The following is a 23,550-nucleotide window of genomic DNA, read 5'->3' on the forward strand; positions in this document are numbered from 1 at the left end:
AGAAGGCACTGATGAAGAAGTCAGGCACCATCCTCAGCTCGATCGCCCTCGCGTCCGCCGCGGTGCTCGCCCTCTCCGGCTGCGGAGGATCGACGGCCCCGGCGAGCTCCGGCGACGGTGACGGTGACGGCGGCGAGCTCACACCGGTCACCCTCATGCTCAACTGGTACCCGTACGGCGAGCACGCGGCCTTCTACTACGGCGTCGACCAGGGCATCTTCGAGGAGCACGGCATCGACCTCACGATCAAGGCCGGCCAGGGGTCGACGAAGACCGCACAGGCCGTCGGGCAGGGGCAGGTCGACTTCGGCTGGGCGGACACCCCGGCCGTCCTCGCGAACATCGACAAGGGCGTCGGCATCAAGAGCGTCGGCGTCTTCCTGCAGACCACGCCGTCGGCCGTGCAGGTCTTCGCCGACTCCGGCATCTCCAGCCCCGAAGACCTCAAGGGCAAGGCCATCGCTGTCTCCGCGGGCGACGCCCCGACCACCACCTTCCCGATGTACCTCGAGGCCGTGGGCCTGGAGGAGGGCGATGTGACGCAGCAGAACCTCGACGCCGCGGGGAAGATCGCCGCCATGCTCTCGGGCAAGGTCGACGGCCTCATCGGCTTCGCGCACGACCAGGGCCCCACCATCGCCGACAAGAGCGGCAAGGACGTCGAGTACCTGCGCTACTCCGACGCCGGCCTGAACTTCTTCAGCAACGGCCTGATCGCCCCGACCGACACCATCGAGAACGACCCGGACCTCGTCGAGGCGCTGGTCGCGGCGACCTCCGAGGCCTTCGCGGCGGCGCAGGAGGACCCCGAGGCGGCGGTGGCCGCGATGGAGGGCAAGGACCCGCAGATGCCGTCGCAGGAGGTGCTGCTGCACCAGTGGGAGGAGACCATCGAGCTGCTCCACACCGACGCCACCGACGGCCAGGCTCCCGGCGCGAACGCCACCAAGGACTGGGAGTCCACGCTGGAGGTGCTGTCGGAGGCCGGGCTCATCTCGGGCGACGGCGACGTGGACACCTACTTCGACGACGCCTTCACCCCCGGGAAGTGAGACCGATCGTCATGGACACTCACGTTCAGCAGGAACGCGGACCCGCGGCCACGAGCACCGCTCCGGCGCTCGAGGTCTCGGATCTCGCGATCACCTTCGCCTCCAAGCGCCGCCAGGTCACGGCTCTCGAGGGCGTCGACCTCCGCGTCGAGGAGGGGGAGTTCCTCTCGATCGCCGGGCCCTCGGGATGCGGCAAGTCGACGCTCCTGAAGGCCGTGGCGGGACTCACCGCTCCGAGCCGCGGCAGCATCCGCCTGCGCGGCGACGAGGTTCGCGGACCGCGGCAGGATATCGGCTACGTGTTCCAGCGGGCGGCGCTTCTGGAATGGCGCAGCGTCCGCGGCAACATCCTCCTGCAGGCCGAGATGCGCGGGATGGACATGCGCAAGGCCCAGGCCCGTGCCGACGAGCTCATCGAGATGACCGGGCTCACCGGCTTCGAGAAGTCGCTGCCGCACGAGCTCTCCGGAGGCATGCAGCAGCGGGTGTCGCTGTGCCGCGCGCTGCTGCACGAGCCGCGGGTGCTGCTCATGGACGAGCCGTTCGGTGCCCTCGACGCCCTCACGCGCGAGCGCATGAACGTCGAGCTCAACCGGATCTGGAGCGCCACCGGCACGACCGTGCTGCTCGTGACCCACTCGGTCGCGGAGGCGGTCTACCTCGCCAGCCGCGTCATCGTGATGGGGCCGCGCCCCGGACGGATCCTGGAGGAGCACCGCGTCGACCTCCCGGCCCGCCGCGGCTACGTCGATGTGCTGGAGACGGAGGAGTTCCACCGCGTCTCCAGCCGCGTCCGCGAGCTCCTCGGCTCCTCCACCGACGCCGACTGACCCCGCCCCGTCCCGCCCCGTCCCGCCCCCGCCCCGTCCCGCCCCCCGCCCGCGTGCGGGATCAAAACGGCCCCTCCCCAGCGTCCCCTGGGCCCGTTTTCGATCCCGCCCCAGGGGTGGTCGGCGGGACGGGATCAATTAGGTCCCTCCGGAACCCTCGGGGCGCCCGTTTTCGATCCCGCGCGGGGAGTGGCGGACGGATCGGTGCCGACGGTCCGACGCGCGACAACAGGAGGGGCCCCGTCGCCCGAGCGTGCGCGGAACGAGACAGCCCGGCGGGCGGGATGAGGAATGCTCCCGCGAAACGCTGACGAGGGTCCTTCTTGATCCCGCACCGGCGCCCCCACGGCGCGGGATCGAAAACTCCCCCCGGCGGCTGCCGAGGGGAGCGGTTTCGATCCCGCAGCACGCCCGGGAGACGGCGCCGCGGGAGGGAGGCTCAGTCGCCGAGGGCGGCGGACACCACGGCGCGGGCCTCAGCCTGCACCTCGGCGAGATGCTCGGGGCCCCGCAGGCTCTCGGCGTAGAGCTTGTACACGTCTTCGGTTCCGGACGGCCGCGCGGCGAACCAGGCGTGGGGAGTCTGCACCTTGAGGCCGCCGATCGCCGCACCGTTGCCGGGGGCGTGCGACAGCTTCGCGATGATGTCCTCGCCGGCGAGCGTGGTCGCGGTCACCGATTCCGGGGCGAGCTTGCCGAGCGTCGCCTTCTGCTCGGGGGTCGCCGGAGCATCGACGCGCTGGTAGGCGGACGAGCCGAAGGCGTCCTCCAGTTCCGCGTAGCGCTGCGAAGGGGTCTTGCCGGTCACCGCGAGGATCTCGGCCGCGAGCAGGCAGAGGAGGATGCCGTCCTTGTCGGTGGACCACACGGAGCCGTCGTGTCGGAGGAACGAGGCCCCCGCCGACTCCTCGCCGCCGAACGCCACGGAGCCGTCGAGCAGTCCGGGCACGAACCACTTGAAGCCGACCGGAACCTCGAGCAGACGCCGTCCGAGCGACTCGGCCACGCGGTCGATGATCATCGACGACACCAGCGTCTTGCCGACCGCGGCCTCGCGCGGCCAGTGCTCCCGGTGCGAGAAGAGGTAGTCGATGGCGACGGCGAGGAAGTGGTTCGGGTTCATGAGCCCGGCGTCGGGGGTGACGATGCCGTGCCGGTCCGCGTCGGCGTCGTTCCCAGTGAGGATGTCGTAGTCGCCCTTCTTCGCCACGAGCGATGCCATGGCCGACGGGGACGACGGATCCATCCGGATCTTCTCGTCCCAGTCCAGGGTCATGAAGCGCCACGTGGGGTCGACCTCGGGGTTCACGACCGTGAGGTCGAGTTCGTGCATCTCGGCGATCAGCGACCAGTACTCCACCGACGCGCCGCCCAGCGGGTCCGCGCCGATACGCACGCCGGCGCGGCGGATCGCCTCGAGGTCGATGATCGACGGCAGGTCGCGCACATAGGCGTCGCGGAAGTCGTATCCGGTGATCGCGTCCCAGTCCACGTCGGCGAAGCGCTCGCGGCGCACGGCGGTCAGGCCGTCCGCGATGAGCTGGTTGGCGCGGTCGGCGATCCAGCCCGTCGCATCGGTGTCGGCGGGACCGCCGTGGGGCGGGTTGTACTTGAAGCCGCCGTCGCGGGGCGGGTTGTGCGAGGGGGTCACGACGATGCCGTCTGCGCGACCCGGGTCGTCGGCGGCGCGGTCGCGGTTGTACGTGAGAATCGCGTGGCTCAGCGCGGGGGTCGGCACCCAGGAGTCCCGGGCGTCGACGCGCACGTCCACTCCGTTCGCGAGCAGGACCTCGATGGCGCTGCGCTCCGCCGGGAGGGAGAGCGCGTGGGTGTCGCGCCCCAGGAAGAGCGGACCGGTGATGCCCTGCGCGGCGCGGTAGTCGACGATGGCCTGCGTCGTGGCGAGGATGTGGTTCTCGTTGAAGCTCTTCGTGAGCGACGAGCCGCGGTGCCCGCTGGTGCCGAACACGACCCGCTCGCTCGCGACATCCGGATTCGGCACGCGGTCGTAGTAGGCGGCGATCAGCTCGTCGACGTCGATCAGGTCACTTTCCTCCGCGGGGAGGCCGGCACGGCTGCTCATGCTCTCAGTCTGCCCCGTGCGGCGGATGCTCGCATCCGGCTTGACATGCGCGATTGCGATGAGTCACCGAGGGATAGGCTGAACGCCGTGACTGCACGCCGAACCTACAGCTACCTCGGACCGGCCGGAACCTTCACGGAGGCGGCGCTCGACCAGGTGGCCGAAGCCAGGGGGCAGGAGTGGCGACCGGTGCACAACGTGGGCGAGGCGCTCGCGGACGTCCTCGAAGGACGCAGCGACGCCGCCATGATCGCGATCGAGAACTCCATCGAGGGCGGGGTCTCCACCACCCAGGATGCGCTGGCGACGCTGCCGGGGCTCCGGATCATCGGCGAGTATCTCGTGCGGGTGAACTTCGTCCTCGTCGCGCCACGCGGCACCACTCTCGACCAGGTCGAGGTCATCGCCGCGCACCCCGTCGCCTACGCGCAGTGTCACGGCTGGCTCGGCGAACACCTCCCGACCCACTCGCATGTGCCGGCGGCGAGCAACGTCGCCTCGGCCATCGGCGTCCTCGACGGCACCTCGCCCGCGCAGGCCGCGATCGCCGCCCCCGGCATCGTGCAGCACTATGACGTGGAGGTGCTCGCCGAGGGCATCGGCGACAACGCGGCGGCCGTGACCCGGTTCGTCCTCGTCACCCGCACCACGCGTTCGCCCGCGCCGACCGGTGCCGACAAGACCTCGCTGATCGTCGAACTCCCGCACGACCACCCTGGTTCGCTCCTCGAGATGCTGGAGCAGTTCTCGACGCGCGGCATCAACCTCTCTCTCATCGAGTCGCGGCCCATCGGCGACGAGCTCGGCCGGTACCGGTTCGTGATCGACGCGGACGGCCACATCGAGCACGAGCGGATGGCCGACGCCCTGCTCGGGATCCGCCGCTTCAGCCCCCGCGTGGTGTTCCTCGGGTCCTATCCCCGTGCTGACCGGCAGATCGTGCAGTATCCTGACCGCTACTCCGACGAGGTCTTCATCGAGGCCCGCGACTGGCTCCGCGGCATCCTCTCCGGCGAACCCGAGTCCTGACGCGGCCCGCTGCAGGTCCCGCGGGATCAACATTGCACCTCATGCGCTCCGGGGAGGAGCTGTTTCGATCCCGCACGACGAGGAGCGGGTCAGTGCTCCTGGAATCGCGGCCAGGCGCTGCCCGGCAGCATACGGGCGTGCAGTGCGCCCTTCGCGGAGGCGAGGCTGGGATAGGTTCCGGCCGCCGCGTCCGCTCCCGCCATGGTCACCACGTAGCCGTTCTCATCGTGGCGGATGCTCCCCACGACGCCGTTCGTCCCGTACGCGACCCAGAGTGCGAGTGTCTTGGTGCTCATCGTCGAACCCCTCTCTCTGCCGCCGAGGCTACGCCTCCCTGACATCCGGAGCCAGCCCCCTCATCGCGGAGAGGACCGAACGCCCATCCGTGAGCACGCCTCAACCCCGGATGCCGTGGCGAACCGTGAGTGCGCGACGCACACGGGCGGCGAGGGCGGCGCCACCGTCGCGCAGATCGAGCTCGGTGACGCGGATCACGAGCCAACCGTGGTCTTCGAGGTCGCGCTGACGCCGGATGTCGATCCGCCATTGGTCACGGTCCGTCCGATGGCCGTCGCCTTCGTACTCGATGGCGATGCGGCATTCGGGGTAGGCGAGGTCGACCCGTGCGAGGAAGTGTCCGTCCAGGGAGACGAGGTGCTGGATCGCGGGTTCCGGGAGGCCGAAGCTGCGGAGGAGCAGACGCGTCTCGGTCTCTTTCGGCGACTCGACACCCAGGCGTGCGAGAGGCAGCGCCTCGCGTACGCGACCGCAGCCGGGGAACCGCCCCCATCGCGTCAACCGTCGATCGATGGTCTCGATGGTGGCGACCGGCCGACCCGTCCGCAGCCCCGGATAGGCGTCGGACGATGTGAGCAGGGCGTCGAGCGCGACGACCATCGGCACGGAGACGAACTCCCGCGCGCAGAGGAAAAGTGCGCTGACCGGATCCACCGTCGGAACTCCGTGGAGGTGCCATGTGTCGGCCCTTCCCGGCGCGATGCGGCGCCCTCGGACACCGATCGTCCGGGGCGGCGAGGTCCCGGTGTGCACGGCGACGTCGAGGGGCTCATCGGGGGACCATCGGACGGACGCGGGGAGTCTCCACAGTCGGAGAGCGGTGCGTCCGGCGAACGCCTGACCCTCGCGAAGACGCGGCAGGTAGGAGGCGACTCGATCGTCGAACGTGGAGGCTTCCGCTGTCGATCGCACTCCGGCGAACGGTCGCGCGAGGTCTCGGCTGGAGTATCTCTTCCGCCCGACCCCGATGGCAGCGGCATCACGGACGGCGAAGTGAGGGCCGAGGTCGGGCGGGAGGGGCACACGGTGTCGCATCCGTCCATGCTGTCCGCGCAGGATCGGCGTCCCGACGGATGATCGTCCTCAGCCCGGCTCTTGTGGAAAACACGGACTGACTGGCGAATGTGGCGGAGGTCCTGTTCCCGCGCCGGATCAGAAATGTCCCTTTGGCCGCGGCCGAAGGCACGCTTTCCGTCCCGTATGCCGACACAGCGAGGGGTCCGCGGCGACGACGACGACGGCAGGCGCGCGGGATCAGAAGGGTGCCGCGGGACGCGCGCGGGGGACCGTTATCGATCCCGCACCAAGCGAGAGATCGGACGCGGGATCAGAATCGTGCCGTCTGAGCCGTGTGGGGGAGCGTTAGTGATCCCGCGACGGAACTCCCGCGCCCGCGACGGAACTCCCGTCCCGCGCGACGCGGGTCACGCGCCGGCGACGAGCTCCAGCGTCTGAGCGCGCCCCGCGGCCGAGTCCTTCGGCTCCGCGTCGTAGGCCCCGGCGACGGGGGAGAGCATGACTTCGTCCACCCCGTAGGTCGCCGCGAAGGAGCGCACCTCGGCGGCGACGGACTCCCCGGTGCCGACGAACCACCGCGACCGCGCGGCCTCGACCACCTGATCGGTCGCGGCGTCGTGCTCCGCGGCGAGGGCCTGTTCGACGGTCTCGAGCGCGACGAGCGGCTGGTTGAGCCGGAGCCGCGCCATCATCCGCAGCTGCGGGAGGGCGCGGGCCTCGGCCTCCTCCGCCGTGGGGGCGGCGACGGCGTTCACGGTGAGGAAGGTCCGCGGCTCCGGGTGCTCCTCGCTCCGACGGTAGTTCGTGCGGTAGAGGTCGAGGGCGCGTTCCAAGCCCTGTCCGGAGAAGTGGTTCGCGAACACGTACGGCAGGCCGAGGGAAGCGGCAAGCTGTGCGGAGTAGTCGCTCGAACCCAGCAGCCACACCTCGGGCACCCCGGTCGCGGCGGGGGTCGCCCGCACGGTGTACTCCCCGCCGGAGGTGAAGCGCACGGTGGCGCCGTCGGCGGTGAAGAGCGCCGCGATGTCCTGCACGTGGCGGGGGAATTGCTCCACGTCGCTGGTGGTCCCTGACCCGCGGAGGAGCTGGGTGATCACGGGGTCGCTGCCGGGGGCGCGGCCGAGGCCCAGGTCGATGCGGCCGGGCGCGATGGCTTCGAGGGCGGCGAACTGCTCGGCGACGATCAGCGGCGCGTGGTTGGGCAGCATCACGCCGCCGGAGCCGAGGCGGATGCGCGAGGTGCGCGTGGCGGCAGCCGCGATGAGGACCGGCGGCGTGGTCGAGGCGACCGCGGGCATGTTGTGGTGCTCGGCGAACCAGTAGCGGCGATAGCCGAGCCGGTCGGCGGCCGCGGCGAGGGAGAGGGAGGCGGTGATGGCCTCGGCACTGGTCTGGCCGGAGCGGACCGGCACGAGGTCGAGGACGGAGAGGGCGACGTCGTTCATCCCCGGATGCAACCTCGGCGGCCGCTCCGGCATTCCCTAGGCGGCGAGGCGCGAGGCGGGGGTGAGCGCGTCGGCGAGAGCGTTCCTGGCGAGGCGATAGCGGATGAGCCAGGCGGCGCTGAAGCTCTGCTCCGGCAGGTCGCGGAGTGCGGCGCGGTCCTCCGCCGGCAGCCCGTCCCGCGTGGCTTCGCGCAGGAGGTCGTCGCGGGTCGCCGGGTATTCCATGTCGGCGAGGAAATGGTCGAGGGTCGAGGAGAGTGCCATGGGTCGTCCTTTCCGTAGGAAGAGAGGAGAGCAGCGGGGGCGGTGCCGCAGCACCGCCCCCGGGGGATCAGGCGTCGATCGCCTGGCGCTGTTCGCCGGACTCGACGGTGATCTTCCGCGGCTTCGCCCGCTCGCTGACGGGGATGACGACCGACAGGACACCGCTCTCGTATGAGGCGCTGATGTTGTCGAGGTCCACACCGTCGCCGAGCGAGAACTGGCGCAGGAACGACCCGGCCCCGCGCTCGCGGGCGAGCCAGCGCACGCCTTCGCGGGTGTCGGCCGTGCGCTGGGCGCGGATCGTGAGCTGCCCGCCGTCGAGGTCGACGTCGATGGAGCCGGGATCGGCTCCGGGCAGGTCGGCGTGCAGGATGTAGCGGTCCCCGTCGCGGTACAGGTCCACCGGCATCGACCGGGGCGCGCGCACGGAGTCCAGCACGCTCGCGGCGAAGCGATCGAGCTGGCTGAAGGGATCGAAGGTCAGTGCCATGAGGTTCTCCTTTCGTGCGGCCCTGCAAGGGCTGAGGTGGCGTGCAGATTATCTGCACTTCAGGTATAGATTTGTTATAGAACACGCGTAGAAACTTCGCAACCCCCGAACCGAGGACTCCCGGATGACCGCACCCGACTCGCGCACCCCGCTCTACGGCATCGCCGTGGCCGCCCAGCTCGTCGACCTGCCAGAGGCGACGATCCGGCTCTTCGAGAGCAAGGGACTCCTCGCGCCGGCCCGCAGCGACGGCGGCACGCGCCGCTACAGCGACGACGACATCACCCGTCTGCGCCGCGCGGCCGCGCTCCGCGGCGACGGCATCAACATCGCCGGGATCGCCCGGGTCCTCGACCTGCAGGATGAGAACGCGGGCCTCCGCCAGGCTCTCGACGCGGGCGGACCGGAACCCGACTGACACTCGGGCCACCCTGCGGCGACAGGGGGCGCCGACGACGCCGCTACGCTTTCCGCATGGAAGCCGGGATCTTCTACGTCCTCGTCGGAGCCGTCGCCGTGGCCGCCGTCGCGCGGTGGCGCGGATGGCCGGCTCCGCTGCTCGTGACCGTCGTCGCGCTCGCCGCGTCGTTCCTGCCGTTCGTGCCGGAGCTGGAGATCGACGGGCACCTGCTGCTCGGGCTGGTCCTGCCGCCGCTGCTGTATTCCGCCGCCCTCGACGTGTCGTTCGTCGGGTTCAAACGCAGCCTGCCGCAGATCCGTCGCCTCGGGATCTGGCTCGTGCTGCTCACCGCGTTCGCCGTGGGGCTCGTGGCTTGGTGGATCCTGCCGTCGCTCACGCTGCCCGGCGCGCTGCTGCTGGGCGCCATCGTCGCCCCGCCGGACGCGGTGTCGGCGGCGGCGATCGGCCGTCGTCTCGGTCTGCCCCGCCGCATCATGACGGTGCTGTCCGGGGAGAGCCTCATCAACGACGCGACCTCGCTCACGCTCTACCGGGTGTTCGCCGCGATCCTCGCCGGGGCGACGCTGTCGATCTGGGATGGCATCGGGCAGTTCCTCCTGGCCGTCGGTGTGGGGGTGGGCATCGGGCTGATCTTCGGGATCGTCCTGCACCAGCTCCGGATGCGCATCGGCGACCCGGTGGTTATCGGCACGTTCGGTCTGCTCGCCCCGTTCGGTGCGTACAACATCGCGGAGCATCTGCTCGGCTCCGGCGTCCTCGCGGTCGTGGCCATGGGGCTGTTCGTCGGCTTCAACGCCCCGCGCACCGACTACACGACCCGGCAGCAGGAGGCGCCGCTGTGGCTGTCGGCCGACCTGCTGCTGGAGAGCTTCGTGTTCGCCTACATTGGCCTCCAGTTCCCGCGGGTGCTCAACGACCTCGGCAGCGAGTCGGTGGGGCACATCCTCCTGCTCTCCGGCGCCGTGCTGCTCGTGGTGCTCGTCGTCCGGCCGCTCTACATCTATCCGATCAGCGCGTGGTCGAACTTCCAGGACCGTCGTCGGCTCGCCCGCATGGATCGCGGCATCGCGTCCGGGGAGTTCGACGAACGGCGACGGCGGTCCCGGCGGTGGCGCGACCAGAGCACGGATGAGCTGCGGACGCAGATCGTGCGGGAGCGCATGGCCGGGCTGCGGCTCACCTGGAAGGACAACGCGGTCATCTCGTGGGCCGGCATGCGGGGCGTGGTGACCCTGGCGATCGCGGTGGCCGCCGCCGATCTGGCCGGGCTCGATACCGAGGCCTCGCACGCCATCGTCGTCGTCGCCTTCATCGTCACCGTCGGCACGCTCCTGCTGCAGGGCCTCACGCTGCCGCTGCTCATCCGGCGGCTCGAGATCGCGGGGGACGAGGAGCACGAGGAGGACGTCGCGGCGCTGGAGATGGTCAAGGCCAAGAGCCGCGAGGCCGGCAAGGCGTACCTCGCCGAGAAGCGCCGCGAGTGGGAGCAGAAGCACGGCGAGGTCGACCTCGGCATGTTCGATGCGTTCACGAAGCGCATGACCCGGGTGGAGAAGGACACCGACGACGCGCAGCAGGTCGAGGACTCCGTGGCCCGCCCGTCCTACGACGACCTCGTCGCCCTGACCAAGGGATGGCTGCAGGTACGGCGGGAGATCCTCGTCGCGGAGCGGGATGCCGGCGAGCTCGACGAGGAGGTCATGCGGGAGCTGCTGGCCGCGATGGACGCCGAGGAGCTCGCGCTCGACACCCGTGGCGCGACCCGCCCCCTGAGCCGCAACTGACCTCTCCTCTTCCCCCCTTCCCCTCGACCCACCCCCCCTTCCCCCTCGAACCACCCCCTTCCGGTCGACCCACCCCTCTGCGACCGCCCGCAACGGGCCGGGAGGCACGCAAAGGGGCGGGTCGACGGCGGGAGGGAGGGAGAGACGAAGAGCGCCCCACGTCCTGACGGAGGTGGGGCGCTCGTGAGGAGACCGGGTCAGCGTGCGCCGGCGGGCTCCGGGGTGGAAGCGGCGTCGGCCTCGGGGGCGTCGCCGCCGGAGTCGTCGGCGAAGGGCAGGCCCTCGCGCGGCGCGTTGTAGAGCTCCTCGTCGAGGATGCCCTCGCGCTTCGCGACGATCGCGGGGACGAGGGCCTGACCGGCGACGTTCACGGCCGTGCGGCCCATGTCGAGGATCGGGTCGATCGCGAGCAGCAGGCCGACGCCCTCGAGCGGCAGACCCAGGGTGGACAGCGTCAGCGTGAGCATGACGACCGCGCCCGTGGTGCCGGCGGTGGCGGCGGAACCCACGACCGAGACGATCACGATCAGCAGGTACTGCACGAAGTTCAGCTCGATGCCGAAGAACTGCGCGACGAAGATCGCGGCGATGGCCGGGTAGATCGCGGCGCAGCCGTCCATCTTCGTCGTCGCGCCCAGCGGCACGGCGAACGAGGCGTAGGAGCGGGGCACACCGAGGTTGCGCTCGGTCACGCGCTCCGTGAGGGGGAGCGTGCCGATGGAGGAGCGGCTCACGAAGGCGAGCTGCACCGCCGGCCACACACCCGAGAAGTACTGCTTGATGGAGAGGCCGTGCGTGCGCACCAGGATCGGGTACACGACGAACAGCACGAGCGCGAGGCCGATGTAGACGGCGGCCGCGAACCAGCCGAGCGACGCGAGCTTCTCCCAGCCGTACTTGATGACGGCGGAGCCGATGAGGCCGAACGTGCCGAGCGGGGCGATGCGGATGATCCACCACAGCACGCGCTGGATGACCTTGAGCAGAGACTCGGTGAAGACGAGGAACGGCTCCGCCTTCTTGCCGGCCTTGAGCGCCGCGATGCCGACGACGGCCGCGACCACGATCACCTGGAGGATGTTGAAGCCGACGCTCGAGGTGAACGCGCCCTCGGTGGCTCCGGGGGAGGTGCTGACGGTCAGGCCGAGGAAGTTCTGCGGGATGAGGCCGAGGAGGAAGTTCCACCAGGTGCCGACCGTGTATGGCTCGCCCGGCTCCAGGCCCTCGCCGGCGCGGCTGCCCGGCTGGATCACGAGACCGAGGACGATGCCGATGATGACCGCGATGAAGGCGGTGATCGCGAACCACAGGATCGTCTGGCCGGCGAGGCGGGCGGCGTTCTGCACGCGACGGAGGTTCGAGATGCTGGCGACGATCGCGGTGAAGATCAACGGGACGACGGCCGCGCGGAGCAGCGTGACGTAGGAGCTGCCGATCGTGTCGAGGGTCGCCGACAGGCCGGTCGGGTTCTCGGCCGTGGCGCCAAGCTGGCGGCCGATCAGACCGGCGGCGATGCCGAGGACGAGGGCGGCGATGATCTGGAAGCCGAACGAGGTCAGCAGCTTCCGGACCGGCCCGCGGGTGTCTGGCGCCTTCTGGGCGCGTGCGGTGGTGCTCATTGAGGTGGGGACTCCAGAATCGCGGCGCGCCGGGTGCACGCCATGAGGCTCAACGCTAGGAGAGCCTGAGAATTCCCTGGGCGGTTATGACGAAGGATGACGGCCGCCCTCCCAGGCCGTCACCCTTCGCTGCGTGCCGCCCTCAGGGCGTGACGCAGTCCTGGAGGTTGTCCTGGATGATCTGGGTCGTGAGGGCCTTGTCGGCCTCGTCCCGCTGCTTGTCCTCGCCGTCGGCGATGTAGCCGAGCGTCTCGTCGCTGAGGTCGGAGTCGACGAGGGCTTCCGCCAGGCAGGTGGCGGCGTCGTCGGTCATGGCCTCCTCCTGCGGGGTGCCCTCGAAGACCTTCTGGATGCCGTCGGCGACCTCGCCGACCGAGGGACGGCTCTCTCCGGCGCAGGCGGCGAGGGAGAAGGCGAGGGCAGCGGCCGGGACGATCGCCAGGAGGCGGAGGCCGCGACGCGAGGGGATGCGGGTGCTGATCATGAGGCGACGGTACCCACTCACAGCCGACTCATAGAAGGGGCTTGCGTTCCCGTGCGTGACCGTGCTCGCCCTCCCGCCGACCCACCCCTCTTCGTGCGTCCCGGCCCCCTGCGTGCGTCCGTAAGGGGCCGGGGTGCGCGGAAGGGGGTGGGTCGAGAGGGGTCAGCGGTCGGCGAGGACGAGGAGGTCGCCGACCTCGCAGTCGAGCGCCTCGCAGATGGCCCGCAGCGTGGAGTAGCGGATCGCGCGGGCGCGGTCGTTCTTCAGCACGGACAGGTTCACGATGCTGACGCCGACGGCGGCGCTCAGCTCCGTCAGCGTCATCCCGCGGGCGACCAGCAGCTCGTCCAGACGGCAGTGGATGCCGGTGAACTCGTCGTCGCTCTCCGCCGGGCTCACACCAGGCCCTCCGTCTCGCGCTCCAGGGCGGCCCGCTCCTGCTCTACGCGCATGCCCTGACGGAACACCGCGGCGAGGGCGAGGAGGCCGAGCGCCGCGGCGAACGGCAGCGGTGTGACGGTGAGCCAGTAGGTGTGCGGGTACCAGGTGCTGTCCGCCGGCAGGGCCTCGCGCAGTCCGGTGGTGGCGGCGATGCCGTTGAGGAGATCCGAGAGGACGCCCAGCACCCCGAACGCGATCGCGCCCCCGACGAGGGCGCGGGTCACGGTGCGGGAGAACGCGCGGCCGCGGAGGGTGTGGAAGCAGATGAGCGCGAGGACCACGGCGGGGATCGTGGTCAGGGCGAGGGTGCTGAGCTGTGCGGCCGCGGCGAGGAGGCGCAGCCCGAGCGAGGCGTTTCCGACCGTGAAGTCCGACAGCTCCGTACCGCCGCAGGTGAGCATCGTCGTCGTGCTGTCGCCGTACTCCGAGCACGGGAGGCTCGAGGGCCAGTCGAGGAAGACGATCGTCCGGCCGTGCAACTCCGCCCAGTCGACGGTGAACGCCTTGACGACGATGACCACCGCGCCGAGTGCGGAGAGCGTGATCCACCATCCGGACAGCGTGAGCGCCGCGTCGAGGGCGACCGTGCGGCTGCCACGGCGACGGCTGTTCCAGACCACGAGGGCGACGACGGCCGCACACACCGCGAGCGCGATCCCGATGTTGAGCAGAGACGGCCAGACGGCCTCCGAGCCGAACGAGATCATCAGACCAGTCCCTCCGTCTCCTTCTCCAGCACGACCTTCTCCTGTTGCAGCCGGATGCCGCGACGGAAGGCGACGGCGATGAGGCCGATGGTGACCCCGGTGGCGAAGATGGGGGCGACGGCCCAGAACTCGATCGGATGCACCGGTTCGCCGTCGCCCAGGCCGAGGGCCGCGGTCACGCCGTTGCGTCCCATCGTCTCGAGCATCACGATCGCCATCGGTGCGAGCACCAGCGTCCAGCCGATCACGTCGAAGGCGCGTGCATTGCCCGCCACGAAGAATCGGCCGCGGAGGAAGTTCCAGGCGACGAGCGTGACCGCACCGATGACGGCGACGGCGGCCAGGGCCCACAGCGCGGTGGCGGCGACGATGGCGGCGATCGACACGCTGTTCACCCCCGTGGCGAAGACCATCGCCTCCTGCGCGATGCCCTCGATCGAGATCTGCCCGGAGTCGGTGGTCGCCGAGATCGGCTGCTCGTCGATGGGGAGCGTCCACGCGATCCCGTCGTCGCGGAAGGTGCTGCCCACGCGGAGCACCGTCGCGAGGCCGACGGCCACAAGGGCTGCCGCCGCATAGAAGATGACCGCGCTCGCATCGGCTCGCTCGGAGCGGGTGGCGGTGGTGGCGGTCATCAGACCAGTCCCTCCGTGTCGCGCTGCAGGCGATCCCCGACGACGAAGACCGTTCCCACGATGGCGGCGGCGAAGGCCCCGAGGAGATAGGGGAACGGCTCGACGGTGAGCACCGCGGTGTCGAACGACCCCTCGGTCACCTGGGCCATGGCGGCGCCGGCGAGCATGTTGTCGAAGAAGCGGGCGGCGGCCGCCCCCACGAGGGCCAGGATGGCCGCCCCCATCACCAGCCTCGTGTTCGTGCGATCGAAGACGGTCCCGCGCAGGATGCGCAGGCTCAGGGTGATCAGAGCGGCGACGAGTCCTGCCGTGGTGACCGCGAACGCGATCTGGCCGAGCACGCCGGGCACGACTCCGGTCGCGGGGAGACCGGTCACCGTGACCACCCCCGCATCGATGACGACGGGGAGGCTCTCCTCGTCTGCGGTCGCGATCGCGGGCGCATCGATGAACTCCACGCTGACAGGGATCGTCGCCTGTGAGGTGAGCTCCACGATCCGCACCGTGGCCAGGCAGACGGAGGTGATCGCGATGAAAGCTCCCACCAGGATGAACAGCGCCAGCGCCACGCGGTCCCCCGTCGACAGCGTTCGTTCCGTGTTCCGCACGTCGGCTCCTCCCAGTCCGTGTTTATCGACTTTCGTTAACATAACGACTGTCGATAAACCCGTCAAGGCCTCGCTATGCCCACGGCGAACACGGGCATACCCGCCATTTCTGGTCGTTACTCTCGATGTACAAGCGCTTCATGCGTCTTCGCCCCGTGCGAATAAGGAGTCAACATGTTCGAGAGATTCACGGACCGAGCCCGTCGAGTGGTCGTCCTCGCCCAAGAAGAGGCGAAGATGCTCAACCACAACTACATCGGCACCGAGCACATCCTGCTCGGCCTCATCCACGAGGGCGAGGGCGTCGCAGCCAAGGCGCTGGAGTCGCTCGGCATCTCCCTCGACGCCGTGCGCGAGCAGGTGCAGGACATCATCGGCCAGGGTCAGCAGCAGCCGACCGGCCACATCCCGTTCACGCCGCGCGCCAAGAAGGTGCTCGAGCTGAGCCTCCGCGAGGCCCTGCAGCTCGGTCACAACTACATCGGCACCGAGCACATCCTCCTCGGCCTCATCCGCGAGGGTGAGGGCGTGGCCGCTCAGGTGCTCGTCAAGCTGGGCGCCGACCTCAACAAGGTGCGGCAGCAGGTCATCCAGCTGCTCTCCGGCGCTCCGGGCCGCGAGCCCGCGTCCGTCGGCGCGCAGTCCAACGACACCCCCTCGGGTGCGCAGGGCGGCTCGCAGGTGCTCGACCAGTTCGGTCGCAACCTCACGCAGGCCGCGCGCGACAACAAGCTCGACCCGGTGATCGGGCGCGAGAAGGAGGCGGAGCGGGTCATGCAGATCCTCTCCCGCCGCTCCAAGAACAACCCCGTCCTGATCGGCGAGCCCGGCGTCGGCAAGACCGCCGTCGTCGAGGGCCTTGCCCAGGCGATCGTCAAGGGCGATGTGCCCGAGACGCTGAAGGACAAGCAGCTCTACTCGCTCGACCTCGGCTCGCTCATCGCCGGTTCCCGCTACCGCGGCGACTTCGAGGAGCGTCTGAAGAAGGTCACCAAGGAGATCCGCACGCGCGGCGACATCATCGTCTTCATCGACGAGATCCACACCCTCGTGGGTGCGGGTGCCGCCGAGGGCGCGATCGACGCGGCCAGCATCCTCAAGCCGCTGCTCGCCCGCGGTGAGCTCCAGACGATCGGTGCCACCACGCTCGACGAGTACCGCAAGCACTTCGAGAAGGACGCCGCGCTCGAGCGCCGCTTCCAGCCGGTGCAGGTGAACGAGCCGACGCTGCCGCACGCGATCAACATCCTCAAGGGGCTGCGCGACCGGTACGAGGCGCACCACAAGGTGCAGATCACCGACGGCGCGATCGTGGCCGCGGCGAACCTCGCCGACCGCTACGTCTCCGACCGCTTCCTCCCGGACAAGGCCATCGACCTGATCGACGAGGCGGGCGCACGCCTGCGTCTGTCGATCCTGTCCAGCCCGCCCGAGCTGCGCGAGTTCGACGAGAAGATCGCCGCCGTGCGCGAGCAGAAGGAGATCGCCTCCGAGGAGCAGGACTTCGAGAAGGCCGCCTCGCTGCGCGACGAGGAGAAGAGCCTCCTCGCCGAGCGTCTGCGTCTCGAGAAGCAGTGGCGTGCGGGTGACGTCGCGACCCAGGCGGTCGTCGACGAGGGACTGATCGCCGAGGTTCTCGCCCAGGCGACCGGCATCCCCGTGTTCAAGCTGACGGAGGAGGAGTCCAGCCGACTCGTCTTCATGGAGAAGGCGCTGCACCAGCGCGTCATCGGTCAGGAGGAGGCCATCGCGGCGCTCTCCAAGACCATCCGTCGTCAGCGTGCCGGCCTCAAGGACCCGAAGCGTCCCTCGGGCTCGTTCATCTTCGCCGGCCCCACGGGCGTCGGAAAGACGGAGCTGGCCAAGGCGCTCGCGGAGTTCCTCTTCGACGACGAGGCCGCGCTCATCTCGCTCGACATGAGCGAGTTCGGCGAGAAGCACACCGTCTCGCGGCTGTTCGGTGCCCCTCCCGGGTTCGTCGGCTTCGAAGAGGGTGGCCAGCTCACCGAGAAGGTGCGGCGCAAGCCGTTCAGCGTGGTCCTCTTCGACGAGATCGAGAAGGCGCACCCGGACATCTTCAACTCGCTGCTGCAGATCCTGGAAGAGGGTCGCCTCACCGACGGTCAGGGTCGGATCGTGGACTTCAAGAACACGGTCATCATCATGACCACGAACCTCGGTGCGCGCGACATCGCCGGCGGCCCCGTCGGCTTCCAGATCGAGGGCAATAACGCCACGAGCTACGAGCGGATGAAGGGCAAGGTCAACGAGGAGCTCAAGCGGCACTTCAAGCCCGAGTTCCTCAACCGCGTCGACGACATCATCGTCTTCCCGCAGCTGAGCAAGAGCGAGCTGGTGCAGATCGTGGACCTGTTCACGAAGCGCCTCGGCGAGCGTCTGCTCGACCGCGACATGACGATCGAGCTGTCGCAGTCCGCCAAGGAGCGCCTGATCGAGATCGGCTTCGACCCGGCCCTGGGTGCGCGTCCGCTGCGTCGCGCGATGCAGCACGAGATCGAGGACCGTCTGTCGGAGAAGATCCTGCACGGCGAGCTCGACTCGGGTGACCACGTGAAGGTCGACGCGAAGGACGGGGAGTTCCTGTTCGAGCACGGCCCGCGCGGCGAGAAGGTCGCGGTCGGTGTGAACACCGGCGGCGGCGCGATCTCGGGCACGCCCGACCTGGCGATCACCGGCAACGACTGATCCTCGACACGATCACCCGAAGGGGCGGATGCGACGGCATCCGCCCCTTCGTCGTCTCCACCCCGTCGCGTCTGGGCACAGCTTCGGAGATGAGAGACGACACACGGGGCGCGGCTCCCTGGCGCCGGGGTGTCGGCCGGGATCTCCGAAGCTGTGCCGCGTCTGGGAGTCGTCGGGAGGGGCGGGTCCTAGGCTGGTCGGGTGAGCGCGTACATCGTCCGGCCGGCCCGCAGCGCCGACATCGTCAGCATCCGGAACCTGCTCCAGCCGATGGTGGAGCAGCGCATCCTGCTCGGCAAGGACCTCGCCGTGCTCTACGGCGCCGTGCAGGAGTTCGTCGTGGCCGAGGCCGACGGCGAGCTGATCGGCTGCGGGGCTCTGCACGTGATCTGGGAGGACCTCGGCGAGGTGCGCACCCTGCTCGTCCGCGACGACTGGCTCCACCACGGCGTCGGACGGGCGATCGTCGAGCGGCTCGAGGAGAACGCGCGCGCGCTCGGGCTCACCCGCCTGTTCTGCCTCACGTTCGAGGTCGACTTCTTCGGGCGTCGCGGCTTCACCCCGATCGGGGAACAGGTCGTCGACCCCGACGTGTACTCGCAGCTCCTGCGCAGTGGCGACGCCGGTGTCGAGGAGTTCCTCGATCTGGCGCACGTGAAGCCGAACACGCTCGGCAACACGCGCATGCTCAAGGTGCTCTGAGGCCGGGCCGACCGCCTCGCGCCTCCCAGGCTCGCGGAGGGGGATCGCTTAACCTGGAGGCATGCCCCGTCACTCCGCCGCCGTGTACCGCCGTCGGCGGCTGGCCGTGCTGCTCGGGCTGATCCTCGTCGTCGCGCTCGTCGGCGGCTCCGTCTGGCTCCTCGTCGCCCGGCCGTGGGCGGCCACCGGCGCGCAGGAGCCGGCGCCCGCGCCGACCTCCTCCGCTTCTCCCGGACCCACGCCGTCCGGTTCCGCCTCGCCGGCGCCTTCGCCATCCGCCGACGCCACTCCGGCTGTCGTCGCGTGCGAGGCGAAGGACGTCGAGGTGAAGGCCGTGACGGACGCGGAGTCTTACGCCGACGGCGCGTCGCCGAAGCTCTCCATCTCGCTGACCAACAAGGGCGCCAGGGACTGCACGATCGACGTGGGCTCCACGACCCAGGTCTTCACGGTCTCCAGCGGCTCGGACGTGTGGTGGCGTTCGACCGACTGCCAGGAGAACCCGAGCAGCATGATCGCCACACTCACCGCCGGGTCCACCGTGGTGAGCAAGGAGCCGGTGGTCTGGGATCGCACCCGATCCAGCGTCGAGACCTGCGCGCAGGAGAACCGGCAGCGCGCGCCCGGCGGTGGCTCCTCATATCACGTGGGTGTGTCCATCGGTGGGTTCCCCAGCGCCACCACCACCCAGATCCTTCTGTTCTGAGAGCCCCGACCGGTACTTGTGCTGACAGGGCCCGGTCTTTGGGATACCATAGAGGTGACTCTCCCGCTATGCGGCAACATGCCATCCCCAGTGGCGTCGAATCACAGCGTCCCCAGCGCTTCGACACCGCCGCTCGAGAGTCCGAGGGCCCTCTCGAGTACCCCAGTCCCCAATGGAGGACTCGAGAGGGCCCCAATCTTTCTCCGGCGCCGCCACGCCGCCCCGATGCCTAAGCTGGAACCATGGCAGCGAAGAAGTCGAAGTCCGCGAAGAAGAAGCCCGCGCCCGAGGACTTCCGGTCGGAGGCTCTGGCGCTCGCCCTCGAGAAGCAGGACGTCGCCGCCGTCGCCCTCGCGCTGCGCCACGGCACCACGGTCGTCCCGCTCATCAAGCCCGGAGCCCGTGACAACCCGCTCGACAGCGGCGAGGTGTGGACCTATCGGGACCCGAATTCGGGCGACCTCGCTCTGCTGCTCTTCAGCGACGCGAAGAACAAGCCCGCGAACCTGCCGCCCGGCGTCGGCATCTACGACGCCGCCTGGCTGCGCGCCTTCCTCTCCGCGCACCCGATCACGACCGTGTTCCTCGACATCGCGGGACCGCACCCGATGCAGGCCGACCCGGTGGAGCTGCTCAAGGCGCTCGACGCCTGACCCGGGCGGTCCTCCGGCTCAGAACGGCGGGATATCGTGGTCGGGACGACGGGTGCTGTTGCGTGCCCGGATGTCGCCCAGCGCCGCGCGCAGGGTCTTCGAGCGGTCATCGACCACCTGCTCGTAGCCGAGTCGGGCGGCCTCGGACCGCCGCTGCGCCGCCTGCGTCACCGGCCGCACCTCGCCCGCGAGGCTGAGCTCGCCGACGGCGGCGACCGTGCGCGGAACCGAGATCATCTGGATGGACCCGGCGACGGCGATCGCGATGGCGAGGTCGGCCGCGGGTTCGGTGAAGCGCACGCCGCCGACCGTGGATACGTAGACGTCGAGGCTGCCGGTGGGCACGCCCGCCCGTCGCTCCAGGATCGCCAGCACCATGGCCACCCGTGAGGAGTCGAGGCCGTGCACGATGCGGCGCGGGTTCGGAGCGTTGCTCGGCACGGTGAGCGCCTGCACCTCGACGGGGAGGGCACGACGGCCCTCGAGGGAGATGGCCACACAGGTCCCGGGTTCGGAGGCGCCCTGCGACAGGAAGAGACCGGAGGGGTCCGGGACCTCGGCGATCCCGTCTCCGGTCATCTCGAAGCAGCCGACCTCGTCGGTGGGACCGAAGCGGTTCTTGAGCGCGCGGATGAAGCGCAACGAGGTCTGGCGGTCACCCTCGAAATGGCACACCACGTCGACGAGGTGCTCCAGTACCCGCGGCCCCGCCACCTGGCCGTCTTTCGTCACGTGCCCGACGATGATGATCGGCAGATCGCGCTCCTTCGCCACCCGGATCAGGGTTGCGGCCACCTCCCGCACCTGGCTGGGCTGGCCGGCAGCGCCGTCGGTGAGGGACGACGACACGGTCTGCACGGAGTCGACGATGACGAGCTGCGGCTGCACATCGTCGATGTGACCGAGGATGGTGGCGAGGTCGGTCTCGCTCGCGAGGTAGAGCTCATCGTGCAGGGCCCCCGTCCGCTCCGCCCGCAGACGCACCTGGGCCGGCGACTCCTCGGCGCTCGCGTAGAGCACCCGACGCCCGCTCCGCGCGGCCTGCGCGGCGACTTCGAGCAGCAGGGTGGACTTGCCGACGCCGGGCTCGCCGCTGAGGAGGATCGCGGCACCCGGCACGATGCCCCCGCCGAGCACCCGGTCGAACTCGCCGACCCCGCTCGTGCGGCGCGGCGCGTCCTGCGTCGTGATCTGCGTGATCGGGCGCGCCGCGCGATCGGCGGTCGGAGGGAGCGCGTTCACGCGTCGGAGGATGCCGGTCTGCGCGGCCTGCTCCTGCACCGTGCCCCACTGCTGGCACTCCCCGCAGCGACCGACCCACTTCGCCGACGTCCACCCGCACTCGGTGCAGACGTACGCGGGGGGAGCAGGTTTCCGGGTGGCCATGCCCTCAGGCTATCGGCGGCATCAGACATCCCTATCGACCAGGCGATTATTCACGGCCCGGTTCCCCCACCGGGCACCGACCCCGGCCGATAATTGAGACATGTCCAACGGCGGGTCCGTCTGCGGGCCGATCTCCAGCTACTCCCGGGTGCGCATCCTGCACCTCCTCTTCGAGGCCGGGCACTCCGGTGCCTCCGGGGAACTCGCGATCGGCGATCTGTGCGAGGCCACCGGCCTCCACCCGAACACGGTGCGCGAGCACCTGCAGCGGCTCATCGAGGGCGGCTACGTCATCCCGACCGTGGAGCACCGCACCACGCGCGGTCGCCCGCGCACGCTGTACCGCGCTGCCACGGGTGCGCCGGATGCCTCCAGCCCGGTCGCGCGGAACAAGGCCAAGGCCGCCGCCCGTCGCGGCGACCTCCTCCGCAGCGTCCTCCCCGGTACCGGGACCGCCCTCGGCAAGGACGCCACCTACCAGCTCGACGCGCTCGTCGAGCACCTGGAGGAGAGCGGCTTCGAGCCGGTCGTGGACGACCGCGGTCTGACCGTCGATCTGAGCCCGTGCCCGCACGCGGCCGGCCGGCCGGAGGACCGCCCGATGCTGTGCCAGGTGCATCTCGGGCTGATGCAGGGCATCCTTGCAGAAGCGGGGGGTCCGCTCGAAGCCGAGTGCGTGCGCGAGGCTGCGCTCCCCTCCGAATGCACCGTGCAGCTGCGCGACACCGCCGCGCAGACGTCGAACAGAACGGGAGTCGCTCATGGAATGGCTTGATCCGCTCGCCCTGGCCCGATGGCAGTTCGGCCTGACGACCGTCTACCACTACCTCTTCGTCCCACTGACGATCGGCATGGCGCTCGTCTCCGCCATCTTCCAGACCGCGTGGGTGCGAACGGGCAAGGTGCAGTATCTGCACCTCACCCGCTTCTTCGGCAAGATCTTCCTCATCAACTTCGCGATGGGGGTCGTCACCGGCATCGTGCAGGAGTTCCAGTTCGGCATGAACTGGTCGGACTACTCCCGCTTCGTCGGCGACGTCTTCGGCGCCCCGCTCGCCTTCGAGGGGCTGCTGGCGTTCTTCTTCGAGGCGACCTTCATCGGCCTCTGGATCTTCGGCTGGGACAAGCTCCCGCAGAAGATCCACCTGGCCACCATCTGGTGCGTCTCGATCGGCAGCATCCTGTCGGCGTACTTCATCATCGCCGCCAACGCGTTCATGCAGAACCCGGTCGGCTACACGTACAACGAGGTGACCAACCGCGCCGAGCTCACCGACTTCTGGGCGCTGCTGACCAACCCCGTCGCCCTCGCCGCGTTCCCGCACACCATCTTCGGCGCGCTCATGTTCGCCGCCGGTGTCGTCATCTCGGTGTCCGCCTGGCACCTGGCGCGCGGGCAGCACTTCGACACGATGCGCATCTCGCTGAAGTTCGGCCTCTGGGCGATGATCTTCTCCACCGCGGGCGTCGTGCTCACCGGCGACCAGCTGGGCCTGGCGATGTACGCGGCGCAGCCGATGAAGATGGCCGCCGCCGAGGCGACGTTCAACACCGTCTGCGGCGCCGATGCCTCCTTCAGCCTCTTCACGCTGGGCACGCCGGACGGCAGCTCGGAGCTGTTCTCGATCCGGGTGCCGTATCTGCTGTCGCTGCTGTCGACCCACACGCTCGACGCCTGTGTGCACGGCATCAACGACCTGAACGCCGAGTACGCCCAGACGTATGCGAGCACGGGCCTCACCGACTTCGCCCCCGTCCTGTGGATCACGTACTGGTCGTTCCGCTGGATGATCGGCCTCGGCATGGCCGCCGCCCTCGTCGCCGTCGCCGGCCTCTGGGTCACCCGCAAGAAGGCCACGAAGCCGGTCGCGCCGTGGATGTGGAAGGTCGCGATCTGGTCGTTCCCGCTCGCGCTCGCCGCCAACATCATGGGCTGGGTGTTCACCGAGATGGGTCGACAGCCCTGGATCGTGTTCGGCCTGATGTCCACCCGCGACGGCGTCTCGCCCGGCGTGAGCGGGCTTGAGGTCCTGATCTCGCTGATCGCCTTCACCGCGATCTACGCCACGCTGGCCGTGGTCGAGGTCCGGCTTATCGTCAAGGCCGCCCAGAAGGGGCCGGACACCGACGAACAGCCCCATGAGGAGACGGCTCAGCTGCCGTCGGTCGTGTACTGAGAGGAACGAGCATC

24 protein-coding genes are annotated in these 23,550 nt (G+C 69.8%); 11 read left to right on the top strand and 13 right to left on the bottom strand.

What is annotated here, in order from left to right:
- The first annotated feature begins 11 nt into the window (after nt 1-11).
- Both BK819_RS15575 and BK819_RS15580 read left to right on the top strand, forming a co-directional pair.
- Nucleotides 12-1,052 carry an ABC transporter substrate-binding protein gene (locus BK819_RS15575; RefSeq protein WP_071329934.1) on the top strand — a complete coding sequence of 347 codons (1,041 nt, stop codon included), beginning with the start codon at nt 12-14 and terminating at the stop codon, nt 1,050-1,052.
- A gap of 11 nt (nt 1,053-1,063) precedes the next feature.
- The gene (locus BK819_RS15580) at nt 1,064-1,882 is read left to right on the top strand and encodes an ABC transporter ATP-binding protein (protein ID WP_071329935.1); all 819 of its coding nucleotides are present in this window, start codon (nt 1,064-1,066) and stop codon (nt 1,880-1,882) included.
- Nucleotides 1,883-2,321: 439 nt separating this feature from the next.
- On the opposite strand, the gene pgm is transcribed toward BK819_RS15580, so the two are convergent.
- The gene (gene pgm, locus BK819_RS15585; RefSeq protein ID WP_071329936.1) at nt 2,322-3,965 is read right to left on the bottom strand and encodes a phosphoglucomutase (alpha-D-glucose-1,6-bisphosphate-dependent); all 1,644 of its coding nucleotides are present in this window, start codon (nt 3,963-3,965) and stop codon (nt 2,322-2,324) included.
- A 45-nt stretch (nt 3,966-4,010) separates the two neighbouring features.
- Here pgm and pheA point away from each other — a divergent pair, with 45 nt between their 5' ends.
- Nucleotides 4,011-4,994, top strand: a complete 984-nt coding sequence (gene pheA / locus BK819_RS15590) for a prephenate dehydratase (RefSeq protein WP_071329937.1) — start codon at nt 4,011-4,013, stop codon at nt 4,992-4,994.
- An 89-nt stretch (nt 4,995-5,083) separates the two neighbouring features.
- On the opposite strand, the gene BK819_RS15595 is transcribed toward pheA, so the two are convergent.
- The 5 genes from BK819_RS15595 to BK819_RS15615 form a co-directional block, all read right to left on the bottom strand.
- Complete coding sequence (locus tag BK819_RS15595; protein WP_025105466.1) at nt 5,084-5,290, bottom strand: hypothetical protein; 207 nt, start codon at nt 5,288-5,290, stop codon at nt 5,084-5,086.
- 100 nt (nt 5,291-5,390) lie between these two features.
- Complete coding sequence (locus BK819_RS16640) at nt 5,391-5,945, bottom strand: hypothetical protein (RefSeq protein ID WP_143049331.1); 555 nt, start codon at nt 5,943-5,945, stop codon at nt 5,391-5,393.
- A gap of 770 nt (nt 5,946-6,715) precedes the next feature.
- Nucleotides 6,716-7,753, bottom strand: a complete 1,038-nt coding sequence (locus BK819_RS15605; protein ID WP_071329939.1) for an LLM class flavin-dependent oxidoreductase — start codon at nt 7,751-7,753, stop codon at nt 6,716-6,718.
- A gap of 36 nt (nt 7,754-7,789) precedes the next feature.
- The gene (locus tag BK819_RS15610; protein ID WP_071329940.1) at nt 7,790-8,017 is read right to left on the bottom strand and encodes a DUF2795 domain-containing protein; all 228 of its coding nucleotides are present in this window, start codon (nt 8,015-8,017) and stop codon (nt 7,790-7,792) included.
- A 67-nt stretch (nt 8,018-8,084) separates the two neighbouring features.
- A complete protein-coding gene (locus tag BK819_RS15615) occupies nt 8,085-8,507 on the bottom strand; it encodes an Hsp20/alpha crystallin family protein (protein WP_060922486.1) in 423 nt (140 codons plus the stop codon).
- Between the two features lie 124 nt (nt 8,508-8,631).
- Between BK819_RS15615 and BK819_RS15620 the strand changes: the two genes are divergently transcribed.
- Both BK819_RS15620 and BK819_RS15625 read left to right on the top strand, forming a co-directional pair.
- Nucleotides 8,632-8,925: a MerR family transcriptional regulator gene (locus tag BK819_RS15620; RefSeq protein WP_071329941.1), complete on the top strand. Its 294-nt coding sequence runs from the start codon at nt 8,632-8,634 to the stop codon at nt 8,923-8,925.
- A gap of 56 nt (nt 8,926-8,981) precedes the next feature.
- Nucleotides 8,982-10,712: a sodium:proton antiporter gene (locus BK819_RS15625; protein WP_071329942.1), complete on the top strand. Its 1,731-nt coding sequence runs from the start codon at nt 8,982-8,984 to the stop codon at nt 10,710-10,712.
- Between the two features lie 197 nt (nt 10,713-10,909).
- Here the strand turns inward: BK819_RS15625 and BK819_RS15630 are convergent, their stop codons facing one another.
- The 6 genes from BK819_RS15630 to BK819_RS15655 form a co-directional block, all read right to left on the bottom strand.
- The gene (locus BK819_RS15630) at nt 10,910-12,331 is read right to left on the bottom strand and encodes a dicarboxylate/amino acid:cation symporter (protein WP_177173854.1); all 1,422 of its coding nucleotides are present in this window, start codon (nt 12,329-12,331) and stop codon (nt 10,910-10,912) included.
- A 142-nt stretch (nt 12,332-12,473) separates the two neighbouring features.
- Nucleotides 12,474-12,815 carry a hypothetical protein gene (locus tag BK819_RS15635; protein ID WP_071329943.1) on the bottom strand — a complete coding sequence of 114 codons (342 nt, stop codon included), beginning with the start codon at nt 12,813-12,815 and terminating at the stop codon, nt 12,474-12,476.
- A gap of 162 nt (nt 12,816-12,977) precedes the next feature.
- Complete coding sequence (locus tag BK819_RS15640) at nt 12,978-13,214, bottom strand: helix-turn-helix transcriptional regulator (protein ID WP_071329944.1); 237 nt, start codon at nt 13,212-13,214, stop codon at nt 12,978-12,980.
- Nucleotides 13,211-13,963, bottom strand: coding sequence for a hypothetical protein (locus tag BK819_RS15645; RefSeq protein WP_071329945.1), 753 nt, complete (start codon nt 13,961-13,963; stop codon nt 13,211-13,213). The genes BK819_RS15640 and BK819_RS15645 overlap by 4 nt, the downstream gene beginning before the upstream one ends.
- Nucleotides 13,963-14,598, bottom strand: coding sequence for a hypothetical protein (locus BK819_RS15650; protein ID WP_071329946.1), 636 nt, complete (start codon nt 14,596-14,598; stop codon nt 13,963-13,965). The genes BK819_RS15645 and BK819_RS15650 overlap by 1 nt, the downstream gene beginning before the upstream one ends.
- Nucleotides 14,598-15,206 carry a hypothetical protein gene (locus BK819_RS15655; protein WP_071329947.1) on the bottom strand — a complete coding sequence of 203 codons (609 nt, stop codon included), beginning with the start codon at nt 15,204-15,206 and terminating at the stop codon, nt 14,598-14,600. Before BK819_RS15655 ends, BK819_RS15650 begins: the two co-directional genes overlap by 1 nt.
- A 174-nt stretch (nt 15,207-15,380) precedes the next feature.
- On the opposite strand from BK819_RS15655, the gene BK819_RS15660 reads away from it, so the two are divergent.
- From BK819_RS15660 to BK819_RS15675, 4 genes are all read left to right on the top strand, one after another.
- Nucleotides 15,381-17,912 carry an ATP-dependent Clp protease ATP-binding subunit gene (locus tag BK819_RS15660; protein ID WP_071329948.1) on the top strand — a complete coding sequence of 844 codons (2,532 nt, stop codon included), beginning with the start codon at nt 15,381-15,383 and terminating at the stop codon, nt 17,910-17,912.
- Nucleotides 17,913-18,113: 201 nt separating this feature from the next.
- Nucleotides 18,114-18,614 carry an amino-acid N-acetyltransferase gene (locus BK819_RS15665; protein ID WP_071329949.1) on the top strand — a complete coding sequence of 167 codons (501 nt, stop codon included), beginning with the start codon at nt 18,114-18,116 and terminating at the stop codon, nt 18,612-18,614.
- Between the two features lie 61 nt (nt 18,615-18,675).
- Nucleotides 18,676-19,320 (top strand): hypothetical protein, encoded by a 645-nt coding sequence (locus tag BK819_RS15670; protein WP_071329950.1) that lies wholly within the window; start codon nt 18,676-18,678, stop codon nt 19,318-19,320.
- 242 nt (nt 19,321-19,562) lie between these two features.
- A complete protein-coding gene (locus BK819_RS15675; RefSeq protein ID WP_071329951.1) occupies nt 19,563-19,973 on the top strand; it encodes a dehydrogenase in 411 nt (136 codons plus the stop codon).
- Between the two features lie 18 nt (nt 19,974-19,991).
- Here the strand turns inward: BK819_RS15675 and radA are convergent, their stop codons facing one another.
- Nucleotides 19,992-21,359 carry a DNA repair protein RadA gene (gene radA, locus BK819_RS15680; protein ID WP_071329952.1) on the bottom strand — a complete coding sequence of 456 codons (1,368 nt, stop codon included), beginning with the start codon at nt 21,357-21,359 and terminating at the stop codon, nt 19,992-19,994.
- Between the two features lie 100 nt (nt 21,360-21,459).
- On the opposite strand from radA, the gene BK819_RS15685 reads away from it, so the two are divergent.
- Together BK819_RS15685 and BK819_RS15690 are read left to right on the top strand one after the other, a co-directional pair.
- On the top strand, nt 21,460-22,134 hold the full coding sequence (locus tag BK819_RS15685; protein WP_071329953.1) for a metalloregulator ArsR/SmtB family transcription factor: 675 nt from the start codon (nt 21,460-21,462) through the stop codon (nt 22,132-22,134).
- On the top strand, nt 22,121-23,536 hold the full coding sequence (locus BK819_RS15690) for a cytochrome ubiquinol oxidase subunit I (RefSeq protein ID WP_071329954.1): 1,416 nt from the start codon (nt 22,121-22,123) through the stop codon (nt 23,534-23,536). Before BK819_RS15685 ends, BK819_RS15690 begins: the two co-directional genes overlap by 14 nt.
- The last annotated feature ends 14 nt before the right edge of the window (nt 23,537-23,550 follow it).

The sequence above is a fragment of the Microbacterium sp. LCT-H2 genome, assembly GCF_001866135.1.
Lineage (GTDB): Bacteria > Actinomycetota > Actinomycetes > Actinomycetales > Microbacteriaceae > Microbacterium.